General features: G+C 41.4%; 19 protein-coding genes and 1 other annotated feature. Of the genes, 14 read left to right on the top strand and 5 right to left on the bottom strand.

Annotated elements, in window-relative coordinates; genetic code table 11:
• Window positions 1-8: 8 nt before the first annotated feature.
• The 6 genes from NST73_RS14095 (at window position 9) to NST73_RS14070 (ending at window position 7,616) form a co-directional block, all read left to right on the top strand.
• On the top strand, window positions 9-338 hold the full coding sequence (locus NST73_RS14095; protein ID WP_008343006.1) for a DUF4257 domain-containing protein: 330 nt from the start codon (window positions 9-11) through the stop codon (window positions 336-338).
• 102 nt (window positions 339-440) lie between these two features.
• Window positions 441-662: a binding site (T-box leader), on the top strand.
• Between the two features lie 97 nt (window positions 663-759).
• Complete coding sequence (leuS, locus tag NST73_RS14090; protein ID WP_342499159.1) at window positions 760-3,174, top strand: leucine--tRNA ligase; 2,415 nt, start codon at window positions 760-762, stop codon at window positions 3,172-3,174.
• Window positions 3,175-3,304: 130 nt separating this feature from the next.
• Window positions 3,305-4,207, top strand: coding sequence for an alpha/beta fold hydrolase (locus NST73_RS14085; RefSeq protein WP_017367887.1), 903 nt, complete (start codon window positions 3,305-3,307; stop codon window positions 4,205-4,207).
• 52 nt (window positions 4,208-4,259) lie between these two features.
• Window positions 4,260-5,012 carry an NAD(P)-dependent oxidoreductase gene (locus NST73_RS14080; protein WP_058337257.1) on the top strand — a complete coding sequence of 251 codons (753 nt, stop codon included), beginning with the start codon at window positions 4,260-4,262 and terminating at the stop codon, window positions 5,010-5,012.
• Window positions 5,013-5,230: 218 nt separating this feature from the next.
• Window positions 5,231-6,091 (top strand): carbohydrate ABC transporter permease, encoded by an 861-nt coding sequence (locus NST73_RS14075; protein ID WP_098680761.1) that lies wholly within the window; start codon window positions 5,231-5,233, stop codon window positions 6,089-6,091.
• A 25-nt stretch (window positions 6,092-6,116) separates the two neighbouring features.
• Window positions 6,117-7,616 (top strand): extracellular solute-binding protein, encoded by a 1,500-nt coding sequence (locus NST73_RS14070; protein ID WP_058337258.1) that lies wholly within the window; start codon window positions 6,117-6,119, stop codon window positions 7,614-7,616.
• 44 nt (window positions 7,617-7,660) lie between these two features.
• On the opposite strand, the gene NST73_RS14065 is transcribed toward NST73_RS14070, so the two are convergent.
• Entirely contained in the window at window positions 7,661-8,500 is an 840-nt protein-coding gene (locus NST73_RS14065; RefSeq protein ID WP_039168372.1) for an aldo/keto reductase, read from the bottom strand.
• Between the two features lie 13 nt (window positions 8,501-8,513).
• Window positions 8,514-9,701, bottom strand: a complete 1,188-nt coding sequence (locus tag NST73_RS14060) for an MFS transporter (protein WP_342499158.1) — start codon at window positions 9,699-9,701, stop codon at window positions 8,514-8,516.
• 154 nt (window positions 9,702-9,855) lie between these two features.
• Here NST73_RS14060 and NST73_RS14055 point away from each other — a divergent pair, with 154 nt between their 5' ends.
• Window positions 9,856-10,227: a helix-turn-helix domain-containing protein gene (locus NST73_RS14055; RefSeq protein WP_008343017.1), complete on the top strand. Its 372-nt coding sequence runs from the start codon at window positions 9,856-9,858 to the stop codon at window positions 10,225-10,227.
• Between the two features lie 35 nt (window positions 10,228-10,262).
• On the opposite strand, the gene NST73_RS14050 is transcribed toward NST73_RS14055, so the two are convergent.
• Entirely contained in the window at window positions 10,263-12,563 is a 2,301-nt protein-coding gene (locus tag NST73_RS14050) for a helix-turn-helix domain-containing protein (RefSeq protein ID WP_019743703.1), read from the bottom strand.
• Between the two features lie 231 nt (window positions 12,564-12,794).
• On the opposite strand from NST73_RS14050, the gene NST73_RS14045 reads away from it, so the two are divergent.
• The 7 genes from NST73_RS14045 (at window position 12,795) to NST73_RS14015 (ending at window position 18,079) form a co-directional block, all read left to right on the top strand.
• Window positions 12,795-13,760 carry a sugar ABC transporter permease gene (locus NST73_RS14045; RefSeq protein ID WP_008343019.1) on the top strand — a complete coding sequence of 322 codons (966 nt, stop codon included), beginning with the start codon at window positions 12,795-12,797 and terminating at the stop codon, window positions 13,758-13,760.
• Between the two features lie 18 nt (window positions 13,761-13,778).
• Window positions 13,779-14,891 carry a glycoside hydrolase family 105 protein gene (locus NST73_RS14040; RefSeq protein WP_135009419.1) on the top strand — a complete coding sequence of 371 codons (1,113 nt, stop codon included), beginning with the start codon at window positions 13,779-13,781 and terminating at the stop codon, window positions 14,889-14,891.
• Window positions 14,888-15,412, top strand: coding sequence for a lipoprotein YteS (locus tag NST73_RS14035; RefSeq protein WP_249855645.1), 525 nt, complete (start codon window positions 14,888-14,890; stop codon window positions 15,410-15,412). The genes NST73_RS14040 and NST73_RS14035 overlap by 4 nt, the downstream gene beginning before the upstream one ends.
• Window positions 15,413-15,430: 18 nt before the next feature.
• Window positions 15,431-16,720 carry a Gfo/Idh/MocA family oxidoreductase gene (locus tag NST73_RS14030; protein ID WP_342499157.1) on the top strand — a complete coding sequence of 430 codons (1,290 nt, stop codon included), beginning with the start codon at window positions 15,431-15,433 and terminating at the stop codon, window positions 16,718-16,720.
• 24 nt (window positions 16,721-16,744) lie between these two features.
• Window positions 16,745-17,428 carry a YesL family protein gene (locus NST73_RS14025; protein ID WP_035391076.1) on the top strand — a complete coding sequence of 228 codons (684 nt, stop codon included), beginning with the start codon at window positions 16,745-16,747 and terminating at the stop codon, window positions 17,426-17,428.
• Window positions 17,429-17,482: 54 nt separating this feature from the next.
• Entirely contained in the window at window positions 17,483-17,794 is a 312-nt protein-coding gene (locus tag NST73_RS14020) for a rhodanese-like domain-containing protein (RefSeq protein WP_017358336.1), read from the top strand.
• A 102-nt stretch (window positions 17,795-17,896) separates the two neighbouring features.
• A complete protein-coding gene (locus tag NST73_RS14015) occupies window positions 17,897-18,079 on the top strand; it encodes a sporulation protein Cse60 (RefSeq protein ID WP_003217582.1) in 183 nt (60 codons plus the stop codon).
• Between the two features lie 31 nt (window positions 18,080-18,110).
• On the opposite strand, the gene NST73_RS14010 is transcribed toward NST73_RS14015, so the two are convergent.
• Both NST73_RS14010 and NST73_RS14005 read right to left on the bottom strand, forming a co-directional pair.
• Window positions 18,111-18,635, bottom strand: coding sequence for a CbrC family protein (locus NST73_RS14010; RefSeq protein WP_017358334.1), 525 nt, complete (start codon window positions 18,633-18,635; stop codon window positions 18,111-18,113).
• A 133-nt stretch (window positions 18,636-18,768) separates the two neighbouring features.
• The gene (locus NST73_RS14005; RefSeq protein ID WP_041093413.1) at window positions 18,769-20,301 is read right to left on the bottom strand and encodes a BCCT family transporter; all 1,533 of its coding nucleotides are present in this window, start codon (window positions 20,299-20,301) and stop codon (window positions 18,769-18,771) included.
• Window positions 20,302-20,404 lie beyond the last annotated feature (103 nt).

Below are 20,404 nucleotides of genomic sequence, written 5' to 3'. Positions count from 1 at the left end.
GGAAGGTGATGAAAATGCTGCAACAAGTCATTATTGCTTGCGCCATTGGAGGGGTCATGGGCATTCTCGGTCACGTAAAGAAAAAAGGCAGGCTAGAGAAGCCCAGAATGACAAAGAAGTTTATTTATCTAGGGTTTATTGAAGATTGGCTCGTTGGGATGATTGCTGCTACACTGCTTGTCTTATCCTCAAATCCCGAATCTAGTCTGCACTTGATCATCTTATCCATTATTTCAGGTTACGGAGGAGAAGCAGTTCTGCGAAGCTTCGATTTTGTGAGAGAAGAACGTTCACAGGATGCAGGCTCCAACCGTCATAACCGATCTCCACACGAATAATATCCTCACTTTACCCTAGTCTAGGGTACATTCCCATTGTATACAAACCTGCTTGCACTTATGATCATAATTCTATAAAATACTACTTAGATGACGGTTACGATAAGAACAGTGAAGAGGAGTAGTAGGAAAGCAGTATTTGTCTTTAGAGAATTGACGGCTGGTGAAAGTCAATCAAATCTGCTTCTGAACTCGCCTCAGAGTTGCAGTTGCGTTAAAGCTTCTGTCGCATGTCTGCGTTAAAGATATTAAGTGAGCGTATGAACAGTTCATGACGCTAACAAGGGTGGTACCGCGGGAACCAAAAAATCTCTCGTCCCTTTCCAGGGATGAGGGTTTTTTGTTGATTTTAGAAAAATCTGAATTCTTGCAGTGGTCATCTGAGCAGATAAAGCCGTACATATTAAAGGAGGTTTTCACATTGAGTTTTCAGCATCGGGAAATTGAAAAAAAGTGGCAGGATTATTGGCTGACACATAAAACATTCGCCACATCTGACTCGGAAGATAAACCAAAGTTTTATGCGCTAGATATGTTTCCTTATCCATCAGGAGCAGGGCTTCATGTAGGGCATCCTGAAGGATACACAGCAACGGATATTTTATCACGTATGAAACGTATGCAGGGTTACGATGTTCTTCATCCAATGGGATGGGACGCATTTGGTCTTCCAGCGGAACAATATGCGCTGGATACAGGAAATGATCCAGCTGAATTTACAGAAGAGAACATTAATAATTTCCGCCGTCAAATTCAATCATTGGGCTTCTCGTATGATTGGGATCGAGAAATTAACACGACAGATCCGAATTATTATAAATGGACCCAGTGGATTTTCTTGAAATTGTACGAAAAAGGATTGGCGTATATTGATGAAGTACCTGTAAACTGGTGCCCAGCACTCGGTACAGTCCTTGCAAATGAAGAAGTCATTGATGGGAAAAGTGAGCGCGGAGGGCATCCTGTTGAAAGACGTCCAATGAAGCAATGGATGCTAAAAATTACAGCATATGCGGACAGGCTGTTAGAAGATTTAGAAGACATTGATTGGCCTGAAAGCATCAAAGACATGCAGCGCAACTGGATTGGACGTTCTGAAGGTGCACATGTTCACTTCGAAGTAGAAGGACATGACGAACAGTTTACTGTGTTTACAACACGTCCTGATACACTATTTGGTGCAACATATGCCGTTCTTGCACCAGAGCATGCACTAGTTGAAAAAATTACAACAGCTGCTCAAAAAGAAGCAGTTGATGCATATATCAAAGAAATTCAGTCTAAGAGTGACTTAGAGCGAACAGATCTTGCTAAAACGAAAACGGGCATTTTCACAGGTGCTTATGCCATCAATCCATTGAATGGGGAAAAGATGCCGATCTGGATTGCAGATTATGTGTTAGCCACATATGGCACTGGAGCGATCATGGCAGTTCCTGCTCATGATGAACGTGATTATGAATTCGCCAAAACATTCGATCTTCCAATCAAAGAGGTTGTCGAAGGTGGAGACATTGACAAAGAAGCCTACACAGGTGATGGAAAGCACATCAACTCTGATTTCTTAAACGGCTTAGGGAAAGAAGAAGCAATTGAAAAAGCGATTGCATGGCTGGAAGAACATCAAAAAGGTGAAAAGAAAGTCACTTATCGTTTAAGAGACTGGCTGTTCAGCCGTCAGCGTTACTGGGGAGAGCCAATTCCAATTATTCATTGGGAGGACGGAACATCTTCAGCTGTTTCAGAGGAAGAGCTTCCACTGATTTTGCCTAAGACGACTGAGATTAAGCCAAGCGGAACAGGTGAATCACCTTTAGCGAATATTAAAGATTGGGTAGAGGTCGTCGATCCAGTGACAGGTAAAAAAGGACGCCGTGAAACCAATACGATGCCACAATGGGCAGGTAGCTGCTGGTACTTCTTACGTTATATTGATCCACATAACACAGAAGAACTTGCATCGCCTGAAAAGCTAAAGAAATGGCTTCCGGTTGATGTGTATATTGGTGGAGCAGAACATGCTGTGCTTCATCTGCTATATGCACGATTCTGGCATAAATTCTTGTATGATATTGGTGTTGTTCCAACAAAAGAACCGTTCATGAAATTGTTCAACCAAGGAATGATTCTTGGTGAAAATAATGAAAAAATGAGTAAATCAAAAGGGAATGTTGTCAACCCAGATGATATCGTAGAATCTCATGGTGCAGATACATTAAGACTGTATGAAATGTTCATGGGACCTTTAGATGCATCGATTGCTTGGTCTGAAACAGGTCTTGATGGTGCTCGTCGTTTCCTAGATCGTGTATGGCGTCTGTTTACAAATGAAGATGGCTCCATCAGTGATAAAGTGACAGAGCAATCTGGCGGCGCATTAGAGCGCAGCTACCATGAAACCGTCATGAAGGTAACGGATCATTATGAAGGCTTACGTTTCAATACTGGGATTTCACAATTAATGGTGTTCATCAACGATGCATACAAGGCTGACACACTGCCGAAAGAATATGCAGAAGGATTTGTGAAACTTCTTTCTCCGATTGCACCGCATGTAGCGGAAGAGCTTTGGAATAAACTTGGTCATGAAGGGTCTATTTCTTATGAAGCATGGCCGCAATATGATGAGTCAAAACTTGTCGATGATGAAGTGGAAATTGTCGTACAGCTAAATGGAAAAGTGAAAGCAAAATTAACGGTTCCTGCTGATGCAACAAAAGAGCAGCTAGAAGAGCTTGCGAAAAATGATGCACGGATAAAAGAACAGCTTGAAGGGAAAACAATCCGTAAAGTGATTGCGGTTCCTGGAAAACTTGTCAATATTGTCGCGAACTAATGAACGCACCCATCGGTATCAGCCGATGGGTGTTGTTTATTTCCCGGGACATAATTTTGTCGAAAACAAGGTAATTCCTCCATCAATCTCGTATTTAACAAGTTGATCAAGAAAATGAGGAGTGACGTCAATGGAAAAGGAAAGCAAACGTGAACAACTGCTCAGTTTATTAGGGGAAATGCCGGAGCGCCATCGTGTGGAGGCGTATACGTTAAAGATTGAGGAACGTGAATCGTACTTAGTAGAAACACTCATTCTCTCTATTCATGGGGTGGAGGAAGTTCCGGCTTATTTTGTGAAGCCGAAAGATACAGTGAAAAAAAGGCCTGTTGTCTTGTTTCAGCATTCTCATGGTGGGAATTATGTGGATGGGAAAGAAGAGTTATTGAAGGGGGCTCATTATTTGCAAGCGCCTTCATACGCAAAAGAATTCACTTCAAAGGGCTATAGTGTGTTGGCGATTGATCATGCGGGATTTGGTGAAAGAAGGGGAAGAACAGAAAGTGAAATTTTCAAAGAAATGCTGTTAACAGGAAAAGTGATGTGGGGCATGATGCTGTATGAGAGCATGTGTGCAATTGATTATTTGCTGTCCCGCTCTGATGTGCTTCCAGAGCGTTTAGCTGTTTTTGGGATGTCAATGGGCGGCCTTCTTTCATGGTGGACGGCAGCACTTGATGAGAGGGTCAGTGTGTGTGTGGATCTTTGCGCACAGGTTGATCATCACACATTGATTGAAACAAATCATTTAGATAGACACGGTTTTTACTATTATGTACCGAGCTTAGCTAAGCACTTTACAGCAGCTGACATCCAAGAAATGATTTTCCCAAGACCGCATTTAAGCTTAGTTGGAAAGCATGATCAGCTTACACCAGCTGAAGGTGTTGGACGAATTCAACAGACATTAAGTCAAGCCTATCAAGCTGCTTCCTTAAAGGAACGTTATCAGCTTGTAGGTTTACATGCAGGTCATTTTGAAACGGCTGCTATGCGCCACGAGGCTACACGTTTTTTGAAAAAGTGGCTGTAATCAATAGACGGCATGGACATACTACTCCGATAGAAGATGAAGGAGGAAACAGATGAAAAAAATCACCATGATTGGCGGATGTGGTGTCATCGGACGTTTATTAACTAACGAGCTCTCTTCGGAGTATGACCTGACCATCATTGATCAGACAAGATGTGTAAAAGAAGTCATTTTTGCAAATGCAGCAATTGAAGAGGAGTTGTTTCAAGCCATTCCAAGAGATACAGATGTGATCATTCATCTTTTAAACATAGACATGACGCATGATGTGATGAATGAAAAGGAGTTTGCAAAAATGAATGAGGTGTTTTGGATAAGCACGTATAATATGTTTCGTTCAGCGGCCCGGTTAAGCATTCCAAAAGTCATTTTTGCAAGCAGTAACCATGTGACAGATCGCTATGAAAAAGATGGTCACTCCTTACTAGGGCGAGAAATTACGACTGATGATGTACCAGCAACGAAAAATGTGTATGGCATTTTAAAATTTGCTTCCGAACAGCTTGGGCGTTTGTTTCACGATCAAACAGGTATGTCTGTCATCAATTTGAGAATTGGAACCGTCGTGACAGATGAGATGGAAGGATTGCACACTAAAAAAAGAACGAAACGAACGCTTCTTTCACATGAAGACCTTTTCGGCATGATCAAGGCTGCCATCGAAACGGACGTTCCATTCGGGACTTATTATGCCGTATCAGAAAACGAAGGAAAACCTTGGTCTACTCAGTCAACGAAGCAGGAGTTAGGCTACAGGCCAGATGTCAATACGGCAGAAATTCTGAAAGAAAACGATCAGGCATAGGGCATAATCATGACATTAGCTCATGATCTTTTTCTTTTCATTGATGAGGCTAAAAGCACGAATGGCATGATCATCTCTGTGGTCTGTCATGATGATTATAGACGCTTTCTTCCCCCGTTTGTTACATTTTAATCACGATATCGTCAAAGGCTGCAGCTTATGTTCAGATGAAATGATAACGCTTACAAAGAAAGGGCGTGATGAACATAGATCGTTCTATTAAAGGCCGATTGTTCAATGTATTTAATTACTCTTTTCTACTCATGTTCGCATTAATATGTGTGCTCCCGTTCATCCATGTCATTGCCGCCTCTTTTGCGACAGTAGAAGAGGTCATCTCAAAGAAGTTTATTTTGTTTCCAACGACGTTTTCTCTAGAGGCCTATCGCTATATCTTTTCTACAGATATTGTGTATCGCAGCCTGATTGTATCCATTCTTGTGACACTCGTTGGAACAGCGGTCAGCATGTTTTTATCCTCACTCATGGCGTATGGGCTGTCTCGTCAGGAGCTAAAGGGCCGAAGAACTCTCATGTTTCTCGTTGTCTTCACGATGCTGTTTAGTGGAGGGATGATTCCAACGTTTATCGTCGTGAAAACACTTGGGCTGCTTGATACTTACTGGTCACTCATTCTGCCAGTGGCCATCAATGCATTCAATTTGATCATTTTGAAAAACTTCTTTCAAAACATACCAGCAAGCCTTGAAGAATCAGCGAAGATGGATGGCTGTAACGATTTAGGGATCTTCTTTAAAATCGTGCTGCCACTTTCTTTGCCAGCTATTGCGACGATTTCACTTTTTTATGCCGTGACGTATTGGAATACGTACATGACAGCCATTTTATATTTAAACGATTCGGTGAAATGGCCAATTCAGGTCCTGTTAAGACAAATCGTCATTGTATCAAGCGGTATGCAGGGAGATATGTCAGATATGGGCTCATCAACACCGCCGCCAGACCAAACCATTAAAATGGCGGTCATCGTCGTGGCGACCATTCCCGTTCTGCTTGTCTATCCATTTATTCAAAAGCATTTCAACAAAGGGGCATTACTAGGTTCTGTAAAGGGTTAAAAAGATGGAATAACGGAGGGATCTTATGGGGAGAAAGAAATTATGGCTGATTGCCTTTGTTTTGTTATTTGCAGCAAGTGGTATTCTGTCAGCTTGTTCAAGTAAAGGGGCAAGTTCATCAGATGAAAAGGTTGATTTAGACAAAAAGGTGAAGCTGACATGGATGGCGATTTTATATCATCAGCAGCCGCCGAAAGATTCAGTGCTAGAAGAGATTGAGAAGCTCACAAATACAGAGCTTGATATTACGTGGGTGCCTGATGCGGTGAAAGAAGACCGTTTAAATTCAGCACTTGCCGCAGGGAACCTCCCGCAAATTGTGACGATTCAAGACATTAAGAATTCATCTGCTATCAATGCGTTCAGATCAGGCATGTTCTGGGAAATCGGTCCATACTTAAAGGATTATCCAAATTTAAGTAAGATGAACGAACTGATTAATAAAAATGCCTCTATCGATGGGAAGCTTTATGGCATTTATAGAGAGAGACCACTTTCAAGACAAGGGATTGTCATTCGAAAGGATTGGCTTGAAAATTTAAATTTGGATACACCAAAAACGCTGGATGACCTTTATGAAGTAGCCAAGGCATTTACTGAAAAAGATCCGAACAAAAATGGTAAGGACGATACAATTGGTTTTACAGACCGTAATGATTTGATTTACGGTGCATTTAAAACGCTCGGTTCTTATGAAGGAATGCCAACAGATTGGAAAGAAGAAAACGGCAAGTTTACGCCAGACTTTATGACAGATGAATATATGAATACAATGAAATATATGAAAAAGCTGCGTGACAATGGTTATATAAACAAAGACTTCCCAGTCACAAGCAAAACGCAGCAGCAAGAATTGTTCTCACAAGGAAAAGCGGGTATCTATGTTGGAAATATGGTAGATGCAGTGAACTTAAGAGATGATGCAACAGATAAGAACATGGAATTGGATATTATCAACCGAATCAAAGGTCCAGATGGCAAAGAACGTGTATGGGCATCAGGCGGCCATAATGGCATCTTCGCCTTCCCTAAAACAAGTGTCAAATCAGAAGCAGAGTTAAAGAGAATTTTGGCTTTCTTTGACCGTATTGCAGAAGAAGACGTGTATGGTCTCATGACGTATGGGATTGATGGAAAGCATTATAACAAACAAGATGGAAATACATTTGTGAGGGAAGAAAGCCAAGTGAAAAGCTGGCAGACAGATGTACAGCCGCTTGTCAGCCTCGTAGGGATTGATAAACGTTACTTGAAAAATAAAGGCGATGCAGTTCGTACAAAATATGAAGAGCTAGAAGAAGACAATAAAAACATCATTGTCGCTAACCCTGCTGAAAGCCTGTATTCAGAAACAGCATCAGAGCGAGGAAATGAATTGAAGAAAATCATCGATGATGCGACCTATAAGTTCATTCTTGGTGATATCAACGAAGAACAATTTAAGAAAGATGTAGAGAAGTGGAAATCAAATGGTGGAAATAAAATCATAGAAGAATATGAAGCTTCCTTTAAAAAATCAAAATGATGAACATGAAGACCCCCGCTTAGTAAAAAGCGGGGGTGTTTTCATTAAAAGTCGAAGTTGTCTGGATCAGGACCAATTCGTTTATTTTCATTTAAGGCAGACAGGCGCTTCATATCCTCATCAGATAGGACAAAATCGAAAATATCGGCATTTTCTTTTAAACGATGGGCTTTCGTTGATTTAGGAATCGTAATGACGCCTTTTTGCACATCCCAGCGCAAAATAATTTGAGCAGGTGTTTTGCTGTATGTGCCCGCAAGCTCCGTGATCAGCGGGTGGTGCAGCAGCTCTCCTTGCATAAGTGGTGACCAGGCTTCCATTTGGATACCATGTGTTTTCAAATACGTAAACAACGTTTCCTGCGTGAGTTTTGGATGAAACTCGACTTGATTAATCGCTGGAATGATGTCCGCATCTTTCAATAATTCATCTAGATGATGCGGCTGGAAGTTACTCACACCGATGGCTCTAACTTTTCCTTCACGGTACAGCGTTTCAAGCGCGCGCCATGCTTCCTTGTATTTCCCTTCAACTGGCCAGTGAATTAAATACAGATCAAGGTAATCAAGCTGAAGTTTTTTCAGGCTGTCTTCGTATGCTTTTAGTGTCGCTTCATATCCTAAATCGGCATTCCACACTTTGGATGTCACAAAGATGTCTTCGCGGCGAAGGCCTGTTTCTGCTAGACCAAGTTGTATGCCTCGTCCAACACCTTCTTCATTGCCGTAAATAGAAGCTGTATCAATACTGCGATATCCTAATTGAATGGCTGTTTTAACAGCTTCAATTAATTCCGTTCCCTCTTCAACCTGAAAGACCCCAAGACCAAATCCTGGCATGCGGACGCCGTTGTTTAATGTTTTTGTACTTTGTAAATCGTTCATATGAAAGTCTCCTTTAAATGGTTTGTTTGTATTCTTTTTGTTCGATTTGATGACTCACCATCGTGAGTATGGCCGCTATGAGCACCATGATGCCGCCAACCCAGCCGGTATGCACAAGCCCAAGGGTATCTGTCACGATGCCGCCTAAAAATGAACCAATGGCGATACCCGCATTAAAGGCAGCGATATTCAGAGCGGAAGCAACATCGACAGCTCCAGGTGTATACCTTTCTGCAAAATCAACGACGGCAACTTGAAGGCCGGGTACATTCATGAAAGCAAACAGTCCCATCAGCATCACAGTTCCAATCCCGAGTGTCATAAATCCAGCAGTAAAGCTAAGGATAAACAAGATGAGACTTTGAATGATAAACATATAAATCAGTGCCTTCATTGGCTGTTTATTCGCTGCTTTGCCGCCAATGACATTCCCAGCGGCGATGGTCATCCCGTATAACAGCAGGATCAAGGCAACTGTTCCAGGCGCAAGACCTGTCACATGCTGCAAGAGAGGGGATAAATAGGTGAAGACGACAAAAGTTCCTCCATACCCTGTAGCAGTAATGACAAATAAAAGCAAAATTCTTTTCGTCTTTAATAAGGCTGCTTGATCCTTAAACGTTGTTTTCACGCCCTGTTTCAATTGAGACGGAACAAGGAAATAGTTAGAAATCAGTGCGATTAGGCCAATCATGACAATCACACCAAATGACGTCCGCCAGCCGAGCTCATGACCAAGAAACGTACCGAATGGCACACCGGTCACAGTAGCGACTGTTAAACCAGTGAACATAAAGGCAATGGCGCTTGCCCGCTTTTCTTTCACCACAAGGCTTGCGGCAATGGTCGAACCAATCGACATAAATACACCATGTGATAGGGCTGAAATCACTCGTCCGATTAAGAGTACAGAAAAGGTCGGGGCAATCGTGGCGAGTGTATTTCCGATCAAAAAGACGAGCATAATGAGCAAAAGCAATGTCTTTTTGTTCATAGCGGAAGTCAGGGAGGTTAGAATTGGTGCGCCAAAGGTAACACCGAGCGCATATAAAGAAACGGTCCAGCCGGCCTGACTGACACTCACGCCAAAGTCCTTTGAGATCATCGGTAGGAGACCTACAGAGATAAATTCAGTTGTACCTATAGCAAATGCACTAATCGCTAGTGCGAGAAGGGCAAAGTGATTTTGTTTGTTTTGCATAGTGATTCACATCCTTCTTTCATAACATTTTAATAGACGAAGCCGATCGGCAAGAGTTATTATCTAACATAGATGACAGAAAAAAAAGTACGTACTTTTTTGTAATATAGGTACTAAAAAGTGCCTGTACAGCATCAAAAGGAGTGAAGAGACGTTGGAAAAGAAGAAATATAATATCTCTGTGGAGGCAACGCTTGAAGTGATCGGCGGGAAATGGAAGTGTGTCATTTTATGTCATTTAACACATGGGAAAAAGCGGACGAGTGAACTGAAGCGCCTCATGCCAAATATCACGCAAAAAATGCTCACACAGCAGCTGAGAGAGCTTGAAAATGACGGTGTGATTAACCGCATTGTATATGAACAAGTGCCGCCTAAAGTGGAGTATGAATTAAGTGAATACGGACAGTCACTTGAGCGAATTTTGAATGCGTTATGTGATTGGGGGGCAGCCCATATTGAACGAGTGTATGGCGAGCCGCTTTCAGTGCTGGAAGACAGTATTCTAAATGAACAGTTTAAATAAAAAAGTCCCGCTTCTTGTGAGAGCGGGACTTTGCTTTATGTGCCTTTTTTCTGATCACGGTATTTCCCAGGTGTCGTGCCTTCCAGCTTTTTAAAGGAGCGGATGAAATTTTGCGGATTTTTGTATTTTAGCTTTTCCGAAATTTCTTTCACCGACATATCCGTCTCCACCAACCAGTTTTTGGCGACATGATGTCTGTAAGACGAGAGATATTCACTAAAGGAGATATCCATTTCTTTTCTAAAAATACTGCTTAAATAATTTGGGTTGTAGTGTAGGCGTGTAGCGATTTCGTCCAATGTCAGATCTGAGTCAAATTCTTGATGAATGATATGAATGATTTTCTCTGAGATATTTTTATATTGAGAGTCTTCACGCGCGCCGAGCTGATCAATGATGGGTCGAATGATCTCATGTTTCAGCCACGCTTCTGTATCTTCAAACGTTTTAAACTCAAAGATCGTATCATAGAGCATTTTATTATCTTCGACTTCAAACAATTCAATGCCTAGCAAATGCATCAGCTCGATGAGATTGTTTAAAAAACGAGCGAGAGCAATCTGGTACTCATGTGGTCCAGCATTTTTAGAAAAAATGGATTGCAGAAGCACATGTAAATAGTGATCTGCCTTGCCTTGATCGCCTGCTTTAATGGCATCAAATAAATCATGCTGCAGCTGTTTTGGGAAATGAGTCTTAAACGTCTTTCCTTGCTGAATGTGCTCGTATAAAAGAATGGATTTTTTCTCTGCCTTGAGCCTATATTTTAAGGCTTCTTTTCCCTCAATATAAGCATGTTTGGCCATAGAGAGCTCTTTAAATGAGCGACTGATCCCAATGCTGATCGATAAGCCCAGCTCTTCCTCAATCCGCTGCTGAATTGTTTCGGCTAATTGATTTAAATATTCAGTAAATTCCTCTTCTGACTTCGATTGATTGAGAACAATCGTCGTTTGATGCTGATTGACAACGGTCGGCTGAAGGTGCTCCTCTAGCGGAATAATCTGCTCAATCAGTCCGTTTATCGCAAATAAAAGCAAGTCTGCATCCTTTTTTTCATACGGCGTTCCTTTTAGTGTATCGATTTGGGTCACAAGCATGGACAAATGGGACCAGTCACGAGGAAAGCCTAGACTTTGAAATCGGTTGTGAATCTCTTCTTCCGTCAGTTTGCCAAGCAGCAGCCGCACCATAAAGTATTGCTGTAAGTGGGTCACTTGCTGCTCAATCCGTTCCTCTAGATCATTGTTTTGATCTTTCATTTGTTTAATGCTCGATTCGATGAGCTCAAATTCATTTTGGAAAGGCTGTTTATGCAAAAACGACTCATTACGTGCAAAGGATTCGTATAATAAGCGAATCGGTTTATAAAAGTGTCTAGAGCCAAACCATGAAAATAATAATGAAAGCGCTAACAAAATAAAGCAAATAATAAAGGTGATCCACCCGATTGATTTCGTTTGCTGCTTTAGTTCTGGAATGGAGACAAAGGATAAGTATGTCCATTCGTTATAATCTGATTTTTGAAACGTAATTTGATAGTTTAGTTCATCGATTTTCATATCAAATTGTCCGGATCGTTCTTCAAGTGACAGGACATGTTTGACGAAATCTTGATTTTTTAACGAGTCACCAATTTGTTCTTTTCGATTATGTAGCAGCACTTTTCCGTTTGTATCAATGACAAACATACTATCAGATTGAGAGAAGTCAGGCATGTTGTCAGCAATCACGCAGCTTGGAATGCTGGCGACGGCGATCCCCTTCTTTTGGACACTGTTCATCGGAAGCTGCTTGATTAAATTCACATTGTATTTGCAAAAGGATGTCTTTCCTTCTTTTGTTGAGACAAGTGGATTATTTTCTTCAAGTGCCCAGCTGGAATGACTCGGAATATTGAGGTAAGAGGTTAACGCTTTCTCTTGATCTCCGTTTGAGACATGATAAAGACCAGAATTGTTCATATACCAATCTTCCATTTTACTAACAAGTGTAATATTGGAGAGATCGGTGTCGAAGGTTTGCAGGTAATTCAGTTCTTGCTGGACTTGATTATAAAGTTGGAATTGGTCTGGATTTAAAGGTTCTGCCAGTGTTTGAAGGAGAGGCGGCGAACTGACATAGTGAGTGAGAGAATGATCTACTGTCTTTAGAATATGCTCAATATTGGATTGCGTTTGTTTGACGCTGTCCAGCTTTTCATTTGAAATATTTTCGAGTGCAGTTTTTTGCGAATGCTGATAAGAAAAAATACCGACAATAATAACAGGAATTGTACTAAGCACGAAAAAAAACGTCACCAGCTTGTAATAAAATTTATACTGCTTTCTTTTCATAAAACCCCCCATTTCAAACGAAACAATCTTTTCCCCTTAGTTTATTAATCCAAAAATCTGGTAGGTTTGTCAATAATCATTTTCTGAGATTAGGATCATTTTCTTATGTTTTATGTAACGTTTTGAGTAGCTTCCCCTGAGTAAATATGATCTGATGATATGATTGTAGACGGATTTTTCATCCTTAAGATACAGTTAACACATGCATCAGCATGAGGGGAGGCTTTATCTGTGAAAACACAGGATGTCACTGCCAAGGGTGTGCCTGCGGCAGCTTTGAAAAAAGAAAAGAGAAAGCGCTTACTTAATCAATTACTTAGTCAAAAATTTCTGTATTTAATGATTTTGCCAGGGCTCCTTTATTTTCTTGTCTTTAAATATGTCCCTATGTGGGGGCTGATCATTGCCTTTCAAGATTACCAGCCGTTTCTCGGAATTCTTGGCAGTGAGTGGGTTGGCTTCAAACACTTTATTCGCTTATTTACAGAACCAACATTTTTCATCTTATTAAAAAATACGCTCATTTTATTTGCCATGAATGTCGTGATTTTCTTTCCGATTCCAATCTTATTAGCCCTTCTTTTAAACGAGGTCAGATTGGCACTGTTTAAGAAATTTGTTCAGACAATGATTTATATTCCTCACTTCATGTCATGGGTGATTGTCGTGTCCTTATCTTTTGTTTTGTTAACGGTAGATGGCGGGTTAATCAATGAATTGATTGCTTTCTTCGGAGGAGAAAAGATTAACTTCCTTCTTAGTCAAGAATGGTTTAGACCCATGTACATTTTGCAGGTAATCTGGAGAGAAGCGGGTTGGTCAACCATTATTTATCTTGCAGCGATTACAGCAGTAGATCCGCAGCTATATGAAGCAGCAAAAATGGATGGAGCCGGCAGACTCAGACAAATGTGGCACATCACCCTTCCTGCGATTAAAAGTGTCATTGTTGTACTGCTCATTTTAAAAATCGGTGATACATTAGAGCTTGGATTTGAGCATGTCTATTTATTACTCAATGCGACCAACAGGGAAGTTGCAGAGATTTTTGATACGTATGTGTATACAGCTGGTCTGAAGCAAGGACAATTCAGCTATAGTACCGCTGTTGGTTTATTTAAAGCAGCCGTTGGACTTATTTTGGTCATGATGGCGAACCGTTTAGCGAAGAAGTTTGGAGAAGAAGGGATTTATTAAAAGGGGAGATGAAGACCAATGACATTATCGATTGAAAAGGGATCACCGCTTGAGCATGCAGAGAAATTAGCACAAACAATAATGAAAGCGTATACACCGATTGAACTTCCGCCAGCTGGAAGGTGGCATTATCATCAAGGGGTTTTCCTTTGCGGAGTGATGAAGCTTTACGAAGCAACAGAAAACGAGGCGTACTTTGATTATGTGAAAAATTATGCTGACTCACTCATTGATGACCATGGGAATCTGTTATTCCGCAGAGACGAGCTTGATGCCATTCAAGCAGGGCTCATTTTATTCCCGCTGATTGAAAGAACGGGAGAGAAGCGGTATGTGAAGGCAGCAGAAAAGCTTCGGGGGCTTTACCGGACGCTGAATCGCACGTCTGAGGGCGGTTTTTGGCATAAAGACAATTATGCCTATCAAATGTGGCTAGATGGTCTTTATATGGGTGGGCCTTTTGCTTTAAAGTATGCCCAGTTGACAGGAGAATCGGAGCTGGTGGACATGGTCATCCATCAAGAGCATCTCATGAGAAAGCATACCAAAGATGAAAAAACGGGCCTTTACTATCACGCATGGGATGAACGGAAAGTGATGCCATGGGCTGATCAACAGACGGGTTGTTCCCCAGAATTTTGGGCAAGATCCTTTGGCTGGTATGTCCTTGCGTTAGCCGATATGATCGAAGATTTACCAGAAGGACATGAAGGACGAAAAGTGTGGAGGGACACACTGACAGATATGCTGGAAAGTGTGGCAAAATATCAGGACGACGAGACGGGTCTATGGCATCAAATCATTGATAAAGGAAGTCATAGCGACAATTGGCTTGAAAGCTCAGGGTCATGTCTATTCATATATGCGATGGCAAAAGCCATGAATGAAGGATATGTCAGTCTTCGATATGTTGATCATGTGGTCAAAGCGTATCAAGGATTGATTCAATATAAAACGAAGGAAAAAGACAACGGCGATTTTACGGTGAACGATATTTGTATTGGAACATCTGCGGGATTTTATGACTATTACGTTGGCAGAGAGCGGAGCACGAATGATTTGCATGGAGCAGGCGCTTTTATTATGGCGTTAACTGAACTAGAAAAGCTGTCTGTGTTTCAAAAGGTATGAGGCGGCATCAAAGGGCTGCGGCATGGCTCCTCAGCTTCATCGCTGCCTTTTATTTGTCCGCCTGTCAGGGGAAAACAGAGGGGATTGATGTCCTTATTTTTTCTGACATGTCAAAAGCAATGAAAGACCAATTAGTGGAGAAAGCTTTTCAACCAAATCAAGAGACATACGACGTTCACATCTTCCCTGCAATTCCTGAAAAACTTCTTGTTGAAATAACTGCAAAAGAGGGGGACGTGATGTTTGTCCCGGAAGAAATGTTTAGAACATATGATGATCCTGAAAGCTTTCAGCTGCTTGAAGAGATGCGGGTAGATGGCGAAGGGGCAGGACCATATACGGTGGAAGATGCAAAGACGGGAAATACAGTCGATTATGCGGTCCAAATCAAGAAAGGAACAAAGCAGCTAAATGGCTATACCTTTCGATTACACCGAGATATGGTCGCCTTTATTCCTGTGTATACGGAGAAATCTAAAGAGGCACTGTCTCTCATGAAACAGCTTCGTGAAAACCATTAGAAAAAGGGGTGGGGGAATGTGAAAAGGGTCGCCGTTTGCGGGCTCAGTCACCGTGCTTTTAATATGTTTATCAAACCGCTCACCGAGGATTTCAATGAGCATTACAGGATTACGGGGCTCTTAGATGTAGATGAGAAGCGGTATACACTTTGTCAGGAACGTTTTCCATCACTAAGGGGCGTCTCATTTTTTCATGAGGATGCATTTGATCAGATGGTGAAGGAAGCAAGGCCAGACATCGTCATTGTGGCGGGGCGAGATGATACACATGTCACATATATCCTGCAGGCACTGGATCATGATCTGGATGTCATAACGGAAAAGCCGATGGTCACAACAGCAAAAGACGCCAAACAGGTGATGGAAAAAGAGGCAGAAAGCAAAGGGAAGGTCACCGTCACCTTTAATTATCGCTACAATCCATTCCACCGAAAGATAAAAGAGCTCATTTTAGATGGAAAGATTGGAAGGGTCACGTCTGTTGAGTTAAGCTGGCTCATTGATACGTATCACGGAGCCAGTTATTTTAAAAGGTGGAACCGCTCGCGTCAATATTCAGGCGGTCTGTCTATTCATAAATCGACCCATCACTTTGACTTGGTCAACTGGTGGATTGATCAAAAGCCGAAGCAAGTATTTGCCTATGGCGCACTGAATTATTATGGGGATGAAAGTCCTTGGAATCCTTTGCAGGGTGAAGAGAATCGATATTGTGGAACCTGTCATGTAAGAGATACCTGTCATTATGAAGCAAGGTGGAATCCGCGGGTAGAGCGCACAAAGGTGGAGGATGACCATATTGAATCAGGTGAGCAGCAGTCAAAGCAATACTCAAATTATCGCCCGGATGCCTGTATTTTTGATCGAGAAATTGATATTGAGGATACATATGTGGCGTCAGTGGCTTATGATCAGGGGGCTTTGTTAAGTTATTCGATTCAATTTTCAGCGCCCTATGAAGGCTACCGGCTTGCGATTAACGGGACGAAGGGACGGATTGAAACAAATGAGTTTCATGTGCCATCGAGAATCCCTTTTCAATTCCCTGAACAGACAATTGCATACTACCCGATGTTTGGTGGAAAAGAAACGATTGAAGTTGTGAAACAATCAGGTGGTCATGGAGGCGGAGATCCGCTATTATTAGCAGATTTATTTTTAGGAAAAGATCCGCTCATTCCTTATGACATTTCGGCAGGAGCAGAGGCGGGGGCTTATTCCATTGCACTTGGCGAAGGCATGTGGCGCTCAGTTGCAGAAAAACGTCCGATTGAAATAGAAGAATTGTTTCAAAAAGAGACGGTGTAACGAGAAAGAGAGGAGGGAAGAGAGATGGATCATGATGGATCAATGAGCAGAATGTTGCGCATGTGTGAGTGGGTGATGAGACTTGCCTATACGAATTTGTTATGGCTTTTGTTCACTTTACTTGGGCTTGGAATCTTTGGCTTCATGCCTGCAACAACAGCGTTATTTTCTGTGATGAGAAAGTGGATACAAGGGCATGAGCAAGTCAGCGTCTTTCAAACCTTTTGGAAAGTATACCGCGAAGAATTTGTACGCTCTAATGTCATTGGAGTGGTGCTGGTCATCATCGGGACAATTATTTATGTAGACCTTGCTTATATTTATCCAACGAGTTGGTTTTTACACGTGCTTCGCTTTGCGATCTATATCTTTGGTTTTCTGTTTATTGTCAGCTTGTTTTATATCTTTCCGCTGCTGGCTCATTATGAGTGGAAAAAGCGTCTTTATTTGAAATTTTCCCTTCTGCTTGGCATCTCGTATTTGCAATATACGCTCTCTATGCTCGTTTTCTCGGCTGTTCTCTTTATCCTATTTGCTTATTTGCCAGGGATCGTGCCGTTTTTTAGCATCAGCATTCTCGCATATGGCCACATGTGGCTAGCCTATCAAGTATTTAAAAAGATAGAGTTTGAAAGCGAGCAGCCGGCAGTTGATGTGAAGAAACGATTCCCGTCTTTCCTTCAATCCAAGCGGGTGAATACGCAGTGATGTGTATGATTTGCTATAATGGTGTCACCGTGAATAAAAGGAGAGATGAGAGTCGTGTCAGTAAAAGAAATTTCAATAGAAGAATTAAAGCAAAAACTAGAGCAAGAAGAAGCCATTCAACTCGTCGATGTGCGTGAGGATGAAGAGGTAGCAGAAGGCATGATTCCAGAGGCAGTCCATATTCGAATGGGCGATATTCCTGAGAAGCTAGATGCGTTTGATAAGACGCAAGAGTATTATATTATTTGCCGTTCTGGTAAACGCAGTGAGAATGTCTGCTATTTCTTAGAAGACCAAGGCTATCAAGCAACCAATGTCGTTGGCGGCATGCTTGCATGGACAGGAGAAACAAAACCGAAGCTGTAAAAAGAAGTCCTTTCATCGACAAGATGGAAGGCTTTTTTTTGTTCATATGTCCGTCTCTATTTGCATAAAAATAGAGTAGCAAGAGAAGGGAGAGTGGCATATGTGCTGAAGGTAGCTGTATTTGATGAAGAACACGAGAAAGATTTGCAAAGCGAAATCAATCTTTTTTTAAAAGGAATGGACGACGACCAAATTATTGACATCAAATACAATGTGGCGGTGATCTGTGAGCAAGGAGGAGAGCAGCTCTACTGTTTTTCAGCGCTCATTTTATATAAAAAATAAAAGGACCTGCTGAAGGGTTCTTTTGCCATGATCAACTAGCGTCAATATGTAAACGATGCTTTTTGCAGTGAACGCATTGAAAGAGATAGCCTTGCAAGTCTCCTCCGTTCACGAGCCATTGTTTCAGGTTCTCTTTTGTGAAATGTCCACCACTGCAAATCTCTTCAATATCCTCTGAGAGTTCTTCCTCTAAATGCTCAATTTCTTTCCATCCAACATACTGCACAATCGCGCAAAAATCCCCGCAATGGCTTAACCAATATTCCTGCTGCCATCCGCGGTAACCCGGCGTTCTGTAGATCAGTTCATCTATATATTCTTCATGATCGACGTCATCACAACTCACATCGTCTTGAAACATTCCATTATATGTTTGAGCAGCTGATCCATCTTTAATGCACCAAGGACAAATGCCAGAAACGTCTTCAACAGAATAAAAAGGACCATGATATACATAATCTCGTTCTTTCTCACAAACGGGGCATATCGTCTGCTCTTTTTTAATTACATGTAATGAAACTGGGTCTGGGTTGTACTTGAACGTAGGTAACGTCATATAAACCTCCATTATGTAGAAAAGTGATGATTCAACACTATTTTATCGGAATACGCGATGTCATGACAATCTTCAATTATTTCAACGAGAAAAAAAGCCGTTCGGATGAGGAACGGCTTTTCTCTTGTGATGATTATGCTTTTTTTACTCTTGGACTTCTTGGTTTATTGTACTTATTTGCTTGTTTAATCGCTCTTCGTTCTTCATTTAATGATTTGTACAGAGATACAATCATTAAAATGATGACAACAGAGAACGGTAAAGCAGCAAGTTTGGCTGTGTTTTGCAAGGCTTCAAGACCGCCTGAAAATAAGAGCACTGCCGCAACTGCTGACTGGATAATACCCCAGCTGATCTTTACACTATTGGATGGATTTAATGATCCATAGGTTGTCTGCATGCCGAGAACGAATGTAGCTGAGTCTGCTGATGTGATAAAGAATACCGCAATTAAAATAAGAGCTAGAATCGATGTGATCATTGCCAACGGATATTCATTTAGTACACCAAAAAGCATGGTTTCCGTAGAAAGGCCTGCAACATCTACAATATTCTTTTGCTGTAAGTCCATCGCAGAAACACCGAAAATAGAGAACCAAAGAAATACAAGGATAGATGGAGCAACTAACACACCAACTAAAAACTCTCGAATGGTTCGTCCACGTGATACACGTGCAATAAAGATCCCGACAAATGGTGCCCAAGAGATCCACCATGCCCAATAAAAGATCGTCCATCCGTTAATCCATTCTCTCTTTTCAGGGTCATTTGGAGATAAGCGAAAGCTCATTTGAACGATGTTGGATAAGTATTGTCCAATAGAGTCAGTAAATGAATTTAAAATATAAACTGTTGGACCTACCAAAAGTAAGAAAAACATCAGAACAGCTGCTAATACCATGTTGATATTACTTAAATATTTAATCCCTTTACCAATACCGCTAAGAGCAGATGCAAGGAAGAGCACCGTCACAATGATGATAATAATCAATTGTGTGCTAAAGGCATTTGGAATGTTAAATAGATAATCCAATCCGCCATTGATTTGTGCTGCGCCTAATCCTAAGCTCGTTGCAACACCAACAACTGTCGCAAACACAGCAATACAATCGATGGTTTTTCCGATCCATCCGTGCGTTTTATCTCCTAAAACTGGCTGCAGTGTTGCACTGATTAAGCCAGGCGCATCTTTTCTAAATTTAAAGTATGCAATGCAAAGCGCAACAATGGCATAGATCGCCCATGCATGAAGTCCCCAGTGGAAAAAAGTATAACGAAGGGAATCACGGAAGGCTTGTGCAGTTTCAGTGTCACCCGTTGGTGATTGAATCGCATAATGACTGATCGGTTCAGCTGCTCCGTAAAAAACAAGTCCAATGCCCATTCCAGCACTAAATAGCATCGCAAACCAAGAAAAAAGACCAAATTCAGGCTCTTCACCTGGCTTACCTAATGTAATTTTTCCGATAGGGCTAAAGATAAAGAATAGACAAAAGCCGACTAGAAGCGATACGACTAATAAATAATACCAGCCAAAGTCATTTGTAATGTATGTTTGAATTTGATCTGTCACATTTTGCAGTGATTCTGGAGAAAAGGCTCCCCATAGAACGGCAATAAATGTGATTGCAATCACAATCCAAAATACACTTGATACGTTTTTCACACCATCTCACTCTCCTGTTGTTCTACACGTTTAAGCAGAGGATTTTGTTTAATATCCCCTGTCTCAACTATTTTCAAACAAAAAGAGGCGAGTTTCTCACTCG

The sequence above is a fragment of the Bacillus sp. FSL W7-1034 genome, assembly GCF_038593365.1.
Classification (GTDB): Bacteria; Bacillota; Bacilli; order Bacillales; family Bacillaceae; genus Bacillus; species Bacillus altitudinis.
This window is presented reverse-complemented; position numbering and strand designations above follow the sequence as displayed.